Consider the following 16,257-nt stretch of genomic DNA (forward strand, 5'->3'; position numbering starts at 1 on the left):
ATCGCCATGAGCACGGATACAAGCGGCGTAGGAAGCACGCCATCCACCACCGTGCCTAGCAGCGCGGACGTCGTCGTCATCGGCGCCGGGATCGTCGGGAACTCGGTCGCCTATCACCTCGCCGAACTGGGCTGGCGCAATATCGTGCTGCTCGACAAGGGGCCGCTGCCCGATCCCGGCGGCTCGACGGGGCACGCGTCGAACTTCATCTTCCCGGTGGACCACTCCAAGGAGATCACCGCGCTGACGCTGGAGTCGATGCGCCAGTACGAGAAGCTGGGCACGATCACCACCTGCGGCGGCATTGAGGTCGCCCGCAACTCCGAACGCGTCGAGGAGCTGCGGCGGCGGCTCGCGTCGTCGAAGGCGTGGGGCATCCCGTCGGAGCTGATCACGCCGGAACGGGTGGCGCAGCTGGTGCCGTTCATCGACCCCAGCGTCATCCTCGCCGGGTTCTGGACGCCATCGGTCGCGGTGGTCGACCCGCTGCAGACCGGGGCGCTCATGCGGGAGCAGGCCGTCGCGCATGGCGCGCTCACGGTGTCGGCGAACACCGAAGTCACCGGCATCAGCACGGAACGCGGCCGGGTGACGGCCATCCACACCGACCGGGGCGACATCAGCACCGACCGGATCGTCGTCGCCTGCGGGGTGTGGAGCCCGCGCATCGCCCAGATGGCCGGCGCGACCATCCCGCTGACGCCCGCGGTACACCAGATGATGGACGTCGGGCCGATCCCAGAGCTTGCCAGCACCGGCACCGAGATCGCCTACCCGATCGTCCGCGACATGGACACGCTGATGTACGAGCGGCAGAGCGGTGCCGACCTGGAGATCGGCTCCTACGCGCACCGCCCGATCCTGCACGAGCCGGACGAGATCCCGTCGATCGAGGCGGCGGCACTGTCACCGACGCAGTTGCCGTTCACCCAGGACGACTTCGACCCGCAGCTCGAGGACGCGCTCGAGCTGTTCGGCTCCATCCTCAACGAGCCGGGCGCCGGGGTGCGGCACGCGATCAACGGGCTGCTCTCGGTCACCCCGGACGGCGCGCCGGTGCTCGGCGAGTCGCCCGAAGTCGGCGGGCTGTGGTCGGCCGCGGCGGTGTGGATCAAGGAAGGCCCCGGTGTCGGGCGGATGCTGGCTGAGTGGATGTCCGGCGAGACACCGGAGATCGACCTGCATGGCGCGGACATCGCGCGGTTCTACCCACACCAGCGCACAAAGCACCACGTCGTCGCCCGCGCCAACGAGGGCTTCAACAAGATCTACGGCATCGTGCACCCGCGCGAGCAGTGGGAGTCCAACCGGCGGCAGCGGCTATCGCCGTTCTACGCCCGCGAGGTGGAGCGGGGCGCGAAGTTCTTCGAGGTCGGCGGCTGGGAACGGCCGCACTGGTACGAGTCGAACCGGCCACTCGTCGAGGAGTTCGGCGTGCCGGATCGTCCGCACGAGTGGGACGCCCGCTGGTGGTCGCCGATCAGCAACGCCGAGCACCTGGCGATGCGCGAGCGGGCCGCGATGATCGACCTGACCGCGTTCGCGCAGTTCGACGTCTCCGGGCCCGGCGCGCTGGACTACCTGCAGCACATGGTCATGGCCCAAGTGGACAAGGCGGTCGGGCGGCTGATCTACACCCCGGTGCTCGCCCCCAACGGCGGATTCCGCAGCGATCTGACCATTATCCGGCTGGATGAGGACTCCTTCCGGGTGATCACCGGCGGCGCGGATGGCGCGCGGGACTCCTCGTGGTTCCGCTCGCACCTGCCATCGGACGGCTCGGTCGCGTTCGAGGACATCACGTCGGCGGTATGCACGCTCGGACTGTGGGGTCCGAAGGCCCGCGACATCCTCTCCGCGACCACCCCAGACGACGTCTCCAACGAGGCATTCGGCTTCGGCACCGCGAAGCGGATCGTCGTCGACGGCGTGCCGGTGCTCGCACTGCGGGTGTCCTACGTCGGTGACCTCGGCTGGGAGTTGCACGCGCCGTTCGAGCACGGGCAGCGACTGTGGGACGCCATCGCGGCGGCTGGCGAGCCGCACGGCATCGTCCCGGCGGGCATCGGCGTCTACGGCACCACCGGGCGGCTGGAAAAGGGCTACCGGCTGATGGGCGCCGAGCTGGACTCGGAGTACAACGCCGTCGAGGCTGGCTTGGCGCTGCCGAAGGTGAAGTCGGCTGACTTCATCGGCAAGGAGGCCTACGTCGCGGCCCGCGAGTCGGGGCCAGCGGCGACGCTGTGCACGCTCGCGGTGGACGACCACACCAGCGCGTCCGGCATCGCGCGGTACCCGCAGGGCGGCGAGCCGATCATGACTCGCGACGGCGAGCGGATCGTCGACCGCAAGGGCAGGGGCTCCTACGTCACGACAGCAGGGTCGGCTCCCTCGCTCGGCACGTATCTGCTGATGGCGTACCTGCCGCCGGAACACGCCGCCGAGGGCGAGCGGCTGCTGGTGGAGTACATGGCCGAGCAGTACCCGGTAACCGTCGCCCGTGTCGGCCGCACCCCGCTGTTCGACCCGGACGACACCCGCATGAAGTCCTGAGCACCGGTCGTGAGTGCTGATGGGAGTTCTAACTCTGATCAGCACTCACGACCCCCACTGGAAGGGAGGTAGGCGATGGAGGTGCTTGTCTGCGTCAAGCGGGTACCCGCGCCTGGTGCGAAGGTGCCGCTGACCGACGACGCGACCGAGATCGACACCCGCTATCTCGGCCACACCATCGGCCCGCACGAGGAATGCGCCGTCGAGGAGGCCGTACGGATCGTCAAGGCACACGGCGGCAGCACGACTGTGCTGGCTGTCGGGCCTGGCGCGGCCGACGAGCAGCTGCGCTACGCCATCGCGATGGGCGCCGACCGCGGCGTGCTCGTCGACGTCGGCGCGGCGGAGCTCGACCCGCAGGCCACGGCCGCCGCCATCACACACGCCATCGGCGACACCCGGTACGACCTGGTGCTGTTCGGCACCGAGTCGGCGGACGCCAGCCACTACCAGGTCGGCATCCGGGTGGCCCGTGCCCTGGGGCTGCCGATCGTCGGCGGCATCAAGGGCATCGAGTTCGACAGCGACGGCGACGGCACGGCTGACAGCGCCGCCGACAGCGCTGACAGCGATGCGAGCAGCGACCACACCGTGCGGCTGCGCAGAGAGGTGGCCGACGGTGTCGAGGTTTACCGGGTGCCGCTGCCCGCGGCAGCCGCCGTCAAGGAAGGCCTGAACCTGCCCCGCTACCCCAGCATGCCGGGCAGGCTCAAGGCCAAGAAGGCACGCATCGACGTCGTGCCGTACACGCCGGAGCCGGGCGGGCTGCGCAAAGTGCGGCTGCGGCAACCGAACGACGACCGCGAAGAGGCGATCGTGCTCGGCCACGGCGCGGCCGCCGCGCCAGCGGTCGTCGACACGCTGGAACAGATCGGGGTGATCTCATGATCCTGGCAGTGTTGGACGACTCGCCAGCCGCGCTGGACATGCTGGCGTTCACGCAGTCACTCGGGCGGCAGGTCGAGGTGGCGACGTTCGCGGCGTTCGACACTGGCGACCCGGACGACTTGGCCAAACGCGGTGTACGGACGCTGCACCGGATCACCCACGACGAGCTGGCCGACCGCGCCCCCGCGGCCAGTGGCGACGCGCTGGCTCAGCTGATCGGGCACCTGCGCCCTGACGGGGTACTCGCGGTCAGCTCCGACGGGATCACCGAGGCCATGGCGCACGTCGCCGCGGTGACCGGGTTGCCGCTCGCCACGAACTGCGTCGAGGTCAGCACGGGCGATCCGTGGCTGCTGACCAGGGTGCGCGGTGGCGGGATGCTGCTTGAGGAGTCCGAGTTGCACGTCGGTGCGGCGGACAGCGCAGCCAGCATGGCGCTGCTGACCATCGCCCAGGGCGTCACCGGCGATATCGGAGCTGGCCCTGTGGAGTCCTGCGAGGTGCGGGAGTTCGTCCCGGACCTGTCGGAGACGACGCAGGCCCGCGTCGTGGAACGAGCCAGCCGTGGCAGCGGAATGACGCTGGCGACGGCGCCGGTGATCGTCTCTGGCGGGCGCGGTGTCGGCAGCGCGGAGGGCTACCGGGTGCTCGAGGAACTGGCCGAACGGCTCGGCGGCGTCGTTGGCTGCTCGCGGGTGGCGACCAACAACGGCTGGCGCCCGCACAGCGACCAGGTAGGCCTCACCGGCACCAAGGTCACGCCGGACCTCTACCTCGCCTGTGGCATCAGCGGTGCGACACAGCACTGGGTCGGCTGCATGGACTCAAAGGTGATCATGGCGATCAACACCGACCCGGAAGCACCCCTCGTGCGCAGGGCAACGTACGCCGTGATCGGCGACGTGCACGAGGTGTTGCCCGCGATAATCGAGGAGCTCAACGCCCGGTCGAAGACCTGATCTTGTCCGGGCCGTCCTCGACACAACGGAAGTGCCCTAGACTCGAAGGTCGTGAGCTCCCCTAATGATGACCGCAGGCCCGGCGGTGTGCAGTCCGTCGACAGGGCGATCACCATCTTGGAGTTCCTGGCGCGCAATGAGTGGTCGGGTGTCACCGAGGTGGGACACGAGCTCGGGGTGCACAAGTCGACCGCGTTTCGACTGCTCAACACGCTGGAGGCGCGTGGCATCGTCGAGCAGCACACCGACAGTGGCAAGTACCGGCTCGGCGCTGGTCTCGCGCATCTCGCGCGTGGCATCAGCGTCGACCCCGACCTGACCCAGAACTCGCGGTTCGGCTGCGAGTGGCTGGCACGGCAGACCGAGGAGACCGTCACGCTGACCGTCCTCGAGGAGTCGATGTGCGTGACGATCGACCAGATCGTGTCGAGTTCCACCGTGGTGAGCCGCAGCTGGCTTGGCAGGCAGACGCCGCTGCACGGGACCTCGCCCGGCAAGGTGTTCCTCGCCTTCCTGCCGGAGGAACGGCGTACCGAGCTGCTGTCCGGCGAGCTGGAGTCCTACACCGAGAACACGATCGTCGACCCCGTCGCGCTGCGCAAGGAACTCGACATGGTGGTCAAGAACGGCTTCGCCACCACGATCGAAGAGTTCGAGGAAGGCCTCAACGGCGCCGCGGCCCCCGTGCGTGACGCGGAAGGCACGGTCGTGGCCACCATCGGCGTGTCAGGCCCCTCGTACCGGCTCGACGAGGACGAGCTGCGCAAGCTCACCCCGGTGATCCGCGAGGCAGCAGACCTCGCGTCGTCCAGGATGGGCTACTTCCACCCGGTCAGCGGCAACGACTGACGCGGCCACGCGGCTGCCCAGCTTGGGTGCCCGGCCGCTCAGCCCAGCGCGCCCCTGCGGCGTGCTGGCGGCCCCGCGGGCACCATGACCGGCTGCAGGTCGCGCCGCATGCAGACCCTCGGCCATTTGCCGAGGCCGTTGGCCCGCTCCGCCTCGATGATGGCGAGCAGTCCAGGCGACAACTCAGCGAGGTCGAGTTCCCGGAACCCGCAGCGCAGGTAGTACGGGGCGTTCCACGGCACCGCGGCGAACGTCGTCAGCGTCAGCGCCTCGACGCCACAGCGCGCCGATTGATCGGCGATGTGGTCGAGCAGCGCCTTGCCGATGCCGCGCCGCGCGAAGTCGGGGTGCACCGAGACCTGTTCGATGTGGGTATTGCCGTCGACGACATCGGTAAACAGATACGCCATCAGCCTGCCGAATGGCCCGACAGCCACCCACGCCTCGCCGTTGCGCTGGGCGTACGCCAGCTCGGTCAGCGTGGGCGGCTCGTCGTCGGCGATCTCCGCCATCCCGATGTCACGGAAACACCGGCCGGCGGCACGCTCGATGTCCTGCAGTGCAAGCAGCTCGTCGGCACGAGCCGTTCGGATACGCACTCCCCCAGTATCGGCCCCGTTGGCCCGCCGTGCCATCCCTATACAGTGTTCGACTGCTCGCAGACGTGATCCGGCCCACGAGTGGTACCACCCGCTGTGGCATCATCCTGCTTATGAACATCATTTCCATCTGTGTCGATAGATGCCAATCCGGCCGAAAGCGCGCCGCCGAGCAATGCGACGACACGGTAGCCCGTCGGCCCACGTCCGGCCTTCTTCGCATTGCGAGCGAGTGACATGGCAACGCTGCTCATGGTGGAGAGCTGGCTGCGCTCGACCGGCCACAGCCTGCCGCCGCTGATCCGGCGGCTCGGCCACGACTACGTCCTGCTGACCGCGGACCCCGCGCTGTACCCGGACTCGTCGTCCGGGCTGCGGCACCCGGTGCGCGGCAACGCGAGCGAGATCGTGCGCGCCGACACCAACGACCCAGCGGCCGCCGTGACGGCCGCGCGTGTGGTGGCGAAGCGACGTCGGATCGACGGCGTGCTGACGACGTGTGACTACTACCTGCCGACGGTGGCCACCATCGCACACGAACTCGGCCTGCCAGGCGCGCGGCCGGACGTGCTGCACACCGCGACCCGCAAGCACCGGGTGCGACAGGTACTCGACGACGCTGGAGTGCCGAACGTCGAGTTCGCGGTGGCCGACTCGTACGACGCCGCGCGGGACGCGGCGGCGCGGCTCGGGTATCCGCTGGTCGCGAAGCCGGTGGACCTCAACTCGGGCACCTCGGTGCAGCGGGTCGACGACGACGCCGCGCTGAAGGACGCCTTCCACGAGATCACCGCGGCCGAGCGCAACACGCGCGGCCAGCCGCGCGAGCGGGTGATGCTGCTTGAGCGGCTGGTCGAGGGGCAGGAGATCAGCGTCGAGGCCATCACACGAGGCGGCGAAACCACGATCGTAGGTATCACCGACAAGAGTCTCGCCGGACCGCCTGCCTTCGTGGAGTCCGGGCACATGTTCCCCGCGGACCTGCCAGCGTCCACCGCCGCCGAGGCGGCGGACTACGCCCGCGACGTGCTCGCCGCGCTTGACTATCGTCACGGCCTCAGCCACACCGAACTGCGGCTGACCAGTGACGGCCCGCGCCTGATCGAGATCAATCCCCGGCAGGCTGGTGGGTACATCTTCGACCTGTTGCGGCTGGTGACCGGAGTGCATCCACTTGAGCAGCTCGTGCGGCTCAGCATCGGCCAGCCACCGCGCGACCACGAGGCCACGGACGTCGGCAGCGCCGCGGTGTTCTTCGTGATCTCGCCCCGGCCGGGAACCGTCGTCGGGGTGGCGGGCACCAGCGCGCTCGACGCCGACCCGGACGTGGTGCGCTGGCAGCTCTCGGTGCCAGCGCGGGCTGGCCTGCCGCGCAGCAACGACGCCTACCTCGGCCACATCGTCGTGTCGTCCGCCTCACCCTGCGACGCGCGAGCCAAAGCGGAGGCGGCGGTCGGCTCGCTGCGGCTGCGGTTCGCGGACGGTACGCAGGCCCAGCCGCTCGGCGTTCCGTCCGTGGTGACCCCGGCTCCGGTGGGCGCGTAGACCTCCCGAAACGGACGGCGAACGCGGCCAACCTGTGCTTTTCTGAAACCGTGGACTTCGATGCCGTCGCCGATGAGCTCTACAGCGGCCCGCGCGAGGAGTTCATCCGCAGGCGCAACGCCCGCGCGGCCGAGGCCGAGGACCGGTCGCTGGCCGCGCGGATCAAGGCGTTGCGCAAGCCGACGCTGGCGGCGTGGCTGGTCAACCGGCTCGCCCGCGAGCACCCTGACGACCTGGCCGAACTCGCGGCACTCGGTCAGGAGTTGCGCGCCGCGCACGAGGAACTGGCTGGCGGACGACTACGGGAGCTCTCCGTGCGGCGACGCGAAATCGTCGACGCGCTGACGCTGACCGCGCGAGAGATCGGGCGCGAAGCGGGGCTCGGTGTCAGCGAGGCGGTCACCGATCAGGTGCACGCCACGCTGCAGGCGGCGCTGGCAGGCGGCGATGCGGCGGACCTGGTGGCGGCCGGGCGGCTCGCCACCCCGCTGGACCCGTCCGACGCGCGGCAGTGGCTCACGGCTGGCACGCTCGCGCGGCGGGCGCCGGAGGCGGACGACGAGGATGAGTCCGGCGAGGCGGACGACGAAACGGCCGCACGCGCGGAACCTGGCGAACAGCCGTCCGGTGGCGCTCGCAGGACATCACGGGGCCCGTCAGGCGCGAAGTCCCGCACTCGCCCTGGCACCACGACACGCGCCACCGTCAGCGCCAATGAACTGCGGCGCAGGCGCGAGGGACGCGAGCGAGCCAAACGGGATGCGGAGGCAGCGAAGGCGCGGCGGGACGAGGCCGCCGCGACACTGGCCGAGGCGCACCGACGCGCGAAGGAAGCCACAGAGGAAGTCGCCGAGCTACGCGCGAAGCTGGTCAAGGCGCAACGGTACGAGAAGCTGGCGCGCAACGCGGTGCGGGCCGCGCAGTTGGAACTCGGCACCGCCGAACGGGAATCCGACCGCACCGAGCGTGCGCTGCGCCGCCAGGAGCCCCCGCCCTGAGCATGAAGAAGTCGACATGTGGCCCGGTCCCCGCGAGGCCACATGTCGACATCTGCAACCCGGCATCAGCGCACGGTGCGCCGGTACCAGGTCGTGCTGCCTTCGGGCAGTGCGACGCGGCTGATCAGGGTGGTCAGTCCGGAACCGATCACCAGCCACAACAGCGCTGCGATGCCTTCGTTCAGCGCCACCTGAAGCTTCTCGTTAGCCATCGTGAACAGGTTGCTCAGACCGAGATCCACCGCGCCAGCCAAGTTCGTGACGAACTGCGCGAAGCTGTTACCCATGTTCGCCTCGCCAGCCACGAGGATGACGTGGATCGCGAGCGCAACGGCGAACAGCCCGGTGACGACGCTGATCAGCCCGTTGATGCCCCGGACGAACCCATGCCGTCCGGTCGGCCGCTCCGCCACCACCTCTTCGCGCTGGCCAGGGTCCGGTTCAGGGTTGGTCGTCATGCCCTGGGGATATCCAGGCCGTCCACAGCGCAAACCCGGCCTACGGCAGGGAACGGCCGGACCAGGACCACGCGTAGCCGGGATCCTCGCAGGCATCGGCGGCTTCGCCCAGGTCGAGCGGGGCGAAGGTGTCCACCATGACCGCCGTCTCGTCGAAGAACTCCGCGCCGACCGACGCCTCCGCCGCACCGGGCTGTGGCCCGTGCGTACACCCGGACGGATGGAGCGACATCGAGCCGATATCGATGCCGGAGCCCTTGCGTGCCTCGTAATTGCCGCGCACGTAGAACATCAGCTCGTCGGAGTCGACGTTGGCGTGGTTGTACGGCACCGGGATCGCCAACGGGTGGTAGTCCACCTTGCGCGGGCAGAACGAGCAGACGACGAAGTTGGGCCCTTCGAACGTCTGGTGCACTGGTGGCGGCTGGTGCACCCGGCCCGTGATCGGCTCGAAGTCGTCGATGTTGAACACCCACGGGTACAGGCAGCCGTCCCAGCCGACGACGTCGAACGGATGGTGGTCGTAGGTGAATCGCGTCAACCCAGCGCGATGGCGGACAAGGACCTCGGTGTCGGCGTCGGCGTCCGGGCCGTCGACAAGCAGCGGCTCGGTCGGCCCTCGCAGGTCGCGTTCGCAGTACGGCGCGTGTTCGAGGAACTGGCCCTTCGCGGACAGGTAGCGCTTCGGCGGCCCGATGTGCCCGCGCGCCTCGAGCGAGAGCACGCGCAGCGGCACTGTGCTGTCACCGCCAGGCACCACCCGGTACGTGGTCGACGTTGGCAGCACCACGTAGTCGCCGTCGGCGACGTCGAGAGCGCCGTAGATCGTCTCGATGGTCCCCGCGCCGCCCTGGATGTAGAGCAACTCGTCACCGGTGGCGTTGCGGTACAGCGGGCTCGGCTCGCTCGCGACGGCGAAGCCGATGGTGACGTCGTTGTTGCCGAACAGCCTGCGCCGCGCGGTGATGGCGTCGGCGTCCGGCTTGAAGCTGAGGTCCTGCGTGCGGTAGGCGCGAGGCTTGAGCGGGTGGTTGGCCGCGATGGGGCCGCGGTCATCCTCGACGGCGTCCGCGCCGACGATCGACGTGGGCAGGTAGCGGTGGTAGAGCAGGGCGGAGTCGGAGGAGAAGCCCTCCACCCCCATCAACTCCTCGGCGTAGAGGCTGCCGGTTGGCGAGCGGAACTGGGTGTGCCTTTTGGGCGGTATCTCGCCGACTTTCCGGTAGTACGGCATAACGATCTCCAGGAGTACGCACGTCGATGCGGTGAATGAGCCTTCGTTCACCGCACCCAACATGTCCGATAATCGGAACGTTTCGTTCGACTATAGTACGCTACTAGCGTGTCAGTCGTGTCAAGCGCAGTGGAACTCACGCCGCCCGGCCCCAGCGGCATCCCGCCCCTGTTCACGAGGCTCGTCGACGACTCCGCGCTCTTCCCACCAGGCACGGCGTCGATGTCCGATGCGCTGAACTCCTACCTCGACGCCCGCGCGGGCAACTACTCCGGCGTGCTCGGCCTGTTCCTGTGCCCCGCGTCCCGGCTGCCCGAGCTGATCACCGAGATCATCAAGATCAAGCCGTCAACGCCCCTGCCGCTCTCACTGATCATCGACACCGGTCTCGGCGGCGTCCCGAAGGCGATCTCGATCGTCGAGTCCCGCGCCGAGTTGCTCACGTTGCGCATGGTCGAGATGCCCGCACCGTCCGATGTGGACGAAGTCTGGCTTGAGCGGGTCTCCGAGTTCGTACCGGAGGACGTCGTCCGCGTGGTCGAGCCCCGGCGCGGCGTTGGCTGGCTCGACGGCGTCCGCAAGGTCATCGAGCACGGCAGCTGGCCCAAGATCCGCTGCGGCGGGCTCTCCGAGGAGAACTTCCCCAGCGTCGACGAGGTCGCTGACTTCTTCGCCGTGGTCGCTGGCGTCACCGGCGCGTCGTTCAAGGCGACCAACAGCCTGCACCGCGCCGTCCGGCACATCGACCCGGAGACCGGTTTCGCTCACCACGGATTCCTGAACCTGCTCGTCGCGTCGGCCCGCTGCCTGGCTGGCAAGGACGTCCGCGGCGCCCTGGAGTCCACCGACGGCGCCGCACTCGCGGCCGAGGCCAGCGAGCTGAGCGACTCGGCCGCCAAGGCGGTGCGGGAGCTGTTCGCCTGCTACGGCTCGGCCACGTTCTCCGAGTCCATCGCCGACCTCGAGGAGCTGGGCCTGCTGTGACCGCGAGGCGCCAGCCATGAGCACGGCGAACTCCGGCAGTTCGCTCACCCTCGACCGTGGGCTGGCGCTGCTGCAGACCGTCGCGGACGCCGAAGGCCAGGCGTGCAGCGTGTCCGAGCTGGCCGAACGCATCGGCGTCAGCAGGGCCGCGGTGTATCGACTGCTCGGGCCGCTCGTGGAGCGCGGGCTGGTATGGCGGGACGGCACCAAGGTCCGGCTCGGCGTCGGCCTGCTGCGGCTGGCCGACCGGGTGCTGCCGCAGTTGCGCGAGGCCGCGACTCCGATCCTGCGCGCGCTGGCCGAGGACGTCGGCGCGACAGCGCACCTGTCCATCGCGGACGGCGATACTGTGCAGGCCGTCGCCGTGGTGGAGCCGTCGTGGACCAGTTACCACGTCGGATACCGGATCGGCAGTCAGCACCCGATCACCAAAGGCGCCGCTGGTAAGGCGATCACGCTGCGCCAGGACGACCCTGAGTGGGTGGTCACGGTCGGCGAGCTGCAGCCGGGCGCTTTCGGCGTCGCCGCGCCGGTGCGCAAGGTGATGGGACTGCGCGCCAGCATCGGTGTGGTCTCACTCCACCATCTCGATGCCGACGAAATTGGCCCGCGAGTGGTGGCATCGGCAGCCGAATTGGCTCGCGTGCTGCGGTGATGTCCCGCTAGCCTGAGCGTGCGCGGCCGCGCGGGCGTGAAGGAACGCGCCCCTGCGTAGCGGACCTATCGGGGCCGCACCGTCATCGGGATGCCGTTGGCTGGGCGCAGCGTGACCGCCGTCAGCGCCTGTGGCTGATGCCCCGGCACGAGATCGAGTTCGAACCGCTGCGTGATCGTGGCGAGCAGCAGCACCGCCTCCAGCATCGCGAAGCCGCCGCCGATGCACTGCCGCCGCCCGCCACCGAAGGGGAGATAGGCAAGCCGGTGCCGATCCGCGGCGCCTGGCAGGAAGCGATGCGGGTCGAATCCCTCCGGATTCGGCCAGTGGTCCGGGTTGCGATGCACCAGATACGGCGGCGTCGCGACGATGCTGCCAGGGGGAACGCGGATCCCGTCCAGATCGTCGGCGTCCCGAGCCTCCCGCTCGATCATCCATGCCGGCGGGTAGAGCCGCATGGACTCGGACAGCACGGCCGAGGTCCATTCCAGCTTGTTCATGTCGGCTGCCGTCGCTGGGCGCCCGGAGAGCACGTCGTCGACCTCGGCAACGAGCCGGTCGCGGGCAGCTGGATGGCGTGAGAGCAGCAGCAACGTCCAGGCGAGGGCATTGGCGGTGGTCTCGTGCCCCGCGAGGAGGAAGGTCATCAGCTCGTCGCGGATCTGCTGTTCGTCGAGCGGGTTGCCATCGTCGTCGCGCGCGGCGAGCAGCGCGTCGAGCAGGTCGGTGTCCTCGCGGCCTGCCGATTCCGCGCGGCGGCTGCTGATCAGGCCGTCAACGACGCCACGCAGGTGCTGCTCGGCGCCCCGCGCACGCAGGCGTGCGGGCGTCGGCCAGCGGTGGTAGTCGGGTACGAGCAGGAACAGGGGGTGACGCACCACTTTCACGAACGATTCGAGAACCGTCTCCAGCGCTGGCGCCATCTGGCTGGCCTCGCCGCTGAGGTCGGCGCTGAACAGGGCACGTCCGACGACGTCGAGCGTGAGCGCGCTCATCTCGTCGGCGACGTCGACGACGCTACCGCTGCCGAGCGCAGCCCAGCGGTCCATGGCCGTGCTCGCGGCGTCGACCATGGCGGGGGCGAAGGCATCGATGCGCCTGCGGGCGAACATCGGCTGCACCAGCCTGCGCTGATGCGCCCAGCTCTCGCCCTCGTTGGTGAGCAGGCCGTTGCCGAGCACTTCGGTGAGCGGTCGGTAAGTGCGCGCCTTGCGGTAGTTGTCCTGGTTACTGACCAAGACGTGCGCGACCAGCTCCGGCCGCGAGGTGAGCACAAGCTGATTGCCGCGCGGCAGCGGCACGCGCACCACATCGCCGTGGGTGCGGATCAGTTCGGAGATAGCGGTGAGCGGGTCGGCGCGCAACGTGGGCAGCAGCCGTAGCGCTTCTCGTCCGCTGAGCTGTCGCGCCATCGCTGCCTCCCTGCTCCGATGGATCTCGTCCGAAGGGACTTTAGACAAGCGTCTATCTACCGTCCGGCGGTGTCAAGCGAACCGGTGGCAGGTTGCTGGCCTTGCGTCCTCACGGCACGTTCCTGGCCGCTGGACTGTCACTCCGCGCGCACAGGCGCCAGCGATGACGTGCGGGATGGGGCTCAGGCGAAGGTCTGCACGGCGGCGACCACGGCGAAGACGGCGAACGCGACACCGGAGACCCGGTGCAGCAGACGCGGGTCGATGCGGGCGCGCACCTTGCGGCCGACCAGCACCGCGATGCCCGCGACCGCGACCAGCGCGACGAACGAGCCGAGGCCGACTGCCAGCGGCTCACCCCAGCGCGCCGCGAGGCCGACCGTCGCCAGCTGCGAGGCATCGCCGAGTTCGGCGGCGAACAGCACGCCGAACGACGTCAGCGCGGCGCGCACGAACGACACCGGGCCCGCGCCCTGGTGGCTGGCGTCCTCCGCGCCGTCGCGCACCGGGGCGAAGCCTTCCCGCAGCAGCAGGTACGCGCCGATGCCGAACAGCAGCGCGACGACGCCGGTCACCAGCGCGCCAGGGAGTAGCCGCAGCGCGCCGCCGAACAGCGCGGCGACCGTGACGTGCAACGCGAACGCGGCGGTGACCCCGGCGAACACCGGCAGCCCCCGGTAGCGCGTCGTCAGCACGAGCGTGGCCACCATCGTCTTGTCCGGCAGCTCGACCGCGAAGACCAACGCGAACGCGCTGGCAAACGCCAGCAATTCCGCAGTCATCAATTACCTGCATCCCCTTTCCAATCCAAGCTAACGGAAAGGCGATGCCGGGGTCTATATTATTGGAATTGCGAATCGCTATTTTTGCCGCGTGGCAGATCGGTTTTTCGGCGTGCCGCAACCACGATTTCCATATGACAGTTTTCGTTTTTCGCGCGTCGGCGTTTAGTTTTCAGCGCGCCAGCCGCTGCCACAGGAACTCGAACACCAGTGCCCACTTGACCGCCCGCTGCTCGTTGTCCGCGGCGCCGCCGTGACCGCCCTCGATGTTCTCGTAGTAGCGCACGTCGTGGCCGAACTCGCGCATCCGCGCGACCATCTTGCGCGCGTGGCCGGGATGCACCCTGTCATCGCGGGTGGACGTCATCAGCAGCGTCGGCGGGTACGTCAGCTCCGGTGCGAGGTTCTGGTACGGCGAGTATTTCCGCAGGTAATCGGCGTCGTCGGCGTCGTCTGGGTCGCCGTACTCCGCCATCCAGGACGCCCCGGCGAGCAGCAAGTGGTAGCGCAGCATGTCCAGCAACGGCACGCTGCTGACCACCGCGCCGAACAGGTCGGGGTAGCGGGTGAGCATGACGCCGGTGAGCAGGCCACCATTGCTGCCACCCTCGATACCGAGCCGTTCAGGAGAGGTGATGCCGCGCTCGATCAGGTCGCGCGCGACCGCCGCGAAATCCTCGTACACCCGCAGCCGGTTGCGTTTCTGCACGGATTGATGCCACTGCGGGCCGTATTCGCCGCCGCCGCGAATGTTAGCTACGACATACGTGCCGCCGCGCGCCAGCCAGGAGCGGCCGATAATTCCACTGTAGGACGGGGTGAGCGAAATCTCAAATCCGCCGTATCCGATGAGCAGAGCCGGCCCATTCGACTCCGGCGCACCGACCACGAAATACGGGATGCGGGTGCCATCGTCCGAGATCGCGAAGTGCTGCCGGACGTCGATTCCCTCGGCATCGAACCGGGCTGGCGCTCGCTTGAGCGTCTCGAGTTCACCGCCGATCACGCCCCGGTGCAGTGTGGATGGCTGGGTGAAGCCGCTGACGTCGAGCAGAAACTCGTCGCCGTGATCGGGGTCAGTGCCCCTGATGTCCGCCGTGCCCACTTCGGGCACGCCCGCGAGCGGTTCCTTGCGCCAGCCCTCGTGTGGCGTGAGCACGTCGAGCCTGCTTTTGACGTCGGTGAGCGTGGCGAGAATCAGGTGGTTGCGGGTCCAGGCGTGGTAGCTCAACGAGGTGTGTTCATCAGGTTCGAACAGCACGGTGAACTCGCGGTCACCGGCGAGGAAGTCGTCGAACCGGATGGCCAGCAGCGCCCCCGCCGGGTACGTGCGCGTGTTGATCGTCCATTCGGAACGAGTCTCGACCAGCAGCCACTCGCGCTCGACGTCGATCTCGGCGTCGTCGGGCACCTCAATGCGCGTAAGGCTGTCGTCCGCGCCGAGGAGGTAGTACTCGGTGCGGTAGAAGTCGACCGCGCGAGCGACGAAGTCGCGCTCGTAACCGGGCGTCGGGTCGTGGTAGGCCACGACGGCGACGTCGTCCGGCTTGCCCTCGAACACCACCGTCGCCTCGGACAGCGGTGTGCCGCGCCGCCAGCGCTTCGCGATGCGCGGGTAACCGGAGTTCGTCAGCGCGCCCTCGCCGAAGTCGGTGCCGACGAAGACGTGGTCGGCGTCGATCCAGCCGATACGGCTCTTGGCCTCGTCCAGCGCGAAGCCGTCGTCGACGAAGGTCAGCGACTCCAGGTCGAACTCACGGACGACAGTCGCGTCCGCGCCGCCGCGCGAGAGCTGCACCAGACAGCGGTCGTAGCCGGGCCGCAGCACCTTCGGGCCATGCCACACCCAGTTCTCGCCCTCGTCCGCCGCGAGCGCGTCGACGTCGATGAGGACCTGCCAGTCCGGTTCGTCCGTGCGGTACGACTCCAGCGTCGTCCGCCGCCATAGCCCGCGTGGGTGCGCGGCGTCCTGCCAGAAGTTGTAGAGGTACTCGCCCCTGCGTCCGACGTACGGGATGCGGTCATCGGCGTCGAGGACCGCCCGGATGTCATCGCGAAGTTCGGCGAAGCGCGGTGTCTCGGACAGCTCGGTGAGGGCTTCGGCGTTGCGGGCTCGCACCCAGTCAAGCGACTCGTCGCCGGTGACGTCTTCCAACCACAGATACGGATCGTGTTCCACGCCCGCGAGGCTAACCGACCCGCGCCGTGTTCCCCGCTCCCGACGCCGTGTCCCGCACTCCCGACGCTGTGTCCTGCACTCCCGACGTCGTGTTCGTCGTTCGTGACGCTGTGTTCGGCACTCCCGACGCTGTGTCCTGCACTCCCGACGTCGTGTTCGTCG

14 protein-coding genes are annotated in these 16,257 nt (G+C 69.0%); 8 read left to right on the plus strand and 6 right to left on the minus strand.

Annotated elements, in window-relative coordinates; genetic code table 11:
* Window positions 1-6 precede the first annotated feature (6 nt).
* The 4 genes from AMYHA_RS02310 to AMYHA_RS02325 all read left to right on the plus strand — a co-directional run bounded on the left by AMYHA_RS02310 (window position 7) and on the right by AMYHA_RS02325 (window position 5,249).
* The gene (locus AMYHA_RS02310) at window positions 7-2,553 is read left to right on the plus strand and encodes a GcvT family protein (RefSeq protein ID WP_051399446.1); all 2,547 of its coding nucleotides are present in this window, start codon (window positions 7-9) and stop codon (window positions 2,551-2,553) included.
* A gap of 75 nt (window positions 2,554-2,628) precedes the next feature.
* Window positions 2,629-3,441 carry an electron transfer flavoprotein subunit beta/FixA family protein gene (locus AMYHA_RS02315; RefSeq protein ID WP_034267512.1) on the plus strand — a complete coding sequence of 271 codons (813 nt, stop codon included), beginning with the start codon at window positions 2,629-2,631 and terminating at the stop codon, window positions 3,439-3,441.
* Window positions 3,438-4,400, plus strand: a complete 963-nt coding sequence (locus AMYHA_RS02320; protein WP_034267516.1) for an electron transfer flavoprotein subunit alpha/FixB family protein — start codon at window positions 3,438-3,440, stop codon at window positions 4,398-4,400. Before AMYHA_RS02315 ends, AMYHA_RS02320 begins: the two co-directional genes overlap by 4 nt.
* 51 nt (window positions 4,401-4,451) lie before the next feature.
* On the plus strand, window positions 4,452-5,249 hold the full coding sequence (locus AMYHA_RS02325; RefSeq protein ID WP_196776822.1) for an IclR family transcriptional regulator: 798 nt from the start codon (window positions 4,452-4,454) through the stop codon (window positions 5,247-5,249).
* Window positions 5,250-5,287: 38 nt separating this feature from the next.
* Here the strand turns inward: AMYHA_RS02325 and AMYHA_RS02330 are convergent, their stop codons facing one another.
* A complete protein-coding gene (locus tag AMYHA_RS02330; protein WP_157361735.1) occupies window positions 5,288-5,884 on the minus strand; it encodes a GNAT family N-acetyltransferase in 597 nt (198 codons plus the stop codon).
* A gap of 201 nt (window positions 5,885-6,085) precedes the next feature.
* Here AMYHA_RS02330 and AMYHA_RS02335 point away from each other — a divergent pair, with 201 nt between their 5' ends.
* Together AMYHA_RS02335 and AMYHA_RS02340 are read left to right on the plus strand one after the other, a co-directional pair.
* Window positions 6,086-7,393, plus strand: a complete 1,308-nt coding sequence (locus AMYHA_RS02335) for an ATP-grasp domain-containing protein (RefSeq protein WP_051399448.1) — start codon at window positions 6,086-6,088, stop codon at window positions 7,391-7,393.
* Between the two features lie 50 nt (window positions 7,394-7,443).
* Window positions 7,444-8,391 carry a hypothetical protein gene (locus AMYHA_RS02340; RefSeq protein WP_051399449.1) on the plus strand — a complete coding sequence of 316 codons (948 nt, stop codon included), beginning with the start codon at window positions 7,444-7,446 and terminating at the stop codon, window positions 8,389-8,391.
* Between the two features lie 65 nt (window positions 8,392-8,456).
* Here the strand turns inward: AMYHA_RS02340 and AMYHA_RS02345 are convergent, their stop codons facing one another.
* Window positions 8,457-8,849: a hypothetical protein gene (locus tag AMYHA_RS02345; protein WP_034267522.1), complete on the minus strand. Its 393-nt coding sequence runs from the start codon at window positions 8,847-8,849 to the stop codon at window positions 8,457-8,459.
* 40 nt (window positions 8,850-8,889) lie between these two features.
* The gene (locus AMYHA_RS02350; RefSeq protein WP_034275462.1) at window positions 8,890-10,083 is read right to left on the minus strand and encodes a homogentisate 1,2-dioxygenase; all 1,194 of its coding nucleotides are present in this window, start codon (window positions 10,081-10,083) and stop codon (window positions 8,890-8,892) included.
* Window positions 10,084-10,212: 129 nt separating this feature from the next.
* On the opposite strand from AMYHA_RS02350, the gene AMYHA_RS02355 reads away from it, so the two are divergent.
* A complete protein-coding gene (locus tag AMYHA_RS02355) occupies window positions 10,213-11,067 on the plus strand; it encodes a hypothetical protein (protein WP_157362436.1) in 855 nt (284 codons plus the stop codon).
* A gap of 16 nt (window positions 11,068-11,083) precedes the next feature.
* Entirely contained in the window at window positions 11,084-11,722 is a 639-nt protein-coding gene (locus tag AMYHA_RS02360) for an IclR family transcriptional regulator (protein WP_034267525.1), read from the plus strand.
* A 65-nt stretch (window positions 11,723-11,787) separates the two neighbouring features.
* On the opposite strand, the gene AMYHA_RS02365 is transcribed toward AMYHA_RS02360, so the two are convergent.
* The 3 genes from AMYHA_RS02365 to AMYHA_RS02375 all read right to left on the minus strand — a co-directional run bounded on the left by AMYHA_RS02365 (window position 11,788) and on the right by AMYHA_RS02375 (window position 16,095).
* The gene (locus AMYHA_RS02365) at window positions 11,788-13,134 is read right to left on the minus strand and encodes a cytochrome P450 (RefSeq protein WP_034267528.1); all 1,347 of its coding nucleotides are present in this window, start codon (window positions 13,132-13,134) and stop codon (window positions 11,788-11,790) included.
* 182 nt (window positions 13,135-13,316) lie between these two features.
* Window positions 13,317-13,916 (minus strand): TMEM165/GDT1 family protein, encoded by a 600-nt coding sequence (locus AMYHA_RS02370; RefSeq protein WP_034267530.1) that lies wholly within the window; start codon window positions 13,914-13,916, stop codon window positions 13,317-13,319.
* A 172-nt stretch (window positions 13,917-14,088) separates the two neighbouring features.
* On the minus strand, window positions 14,089-16,095 hold the full coding sequence (locus AMYHA_RS02375; RefSeq protein ID WP_034267533.1) for a prolyl oligopeptidase family serine peptidase: 2,007 nt from the start codon (window positions 16,093-16,095) through the stop codon (window positions 14,089-14,091).
* Window positions 16,096-16,257: the final 162 nt, after the last annotated feature.

The sequence above is a fragment of the Haloechinothrix halophila YIM 93223 genome, assembly GCF_000504245.1.
GTDB lineage: Bacteria > Actinomycetota > Actinomycetes > Mycobacteriales > Pseudonocardiaceae > Haloechinothrix_A > Haloechinothrix_A halophila.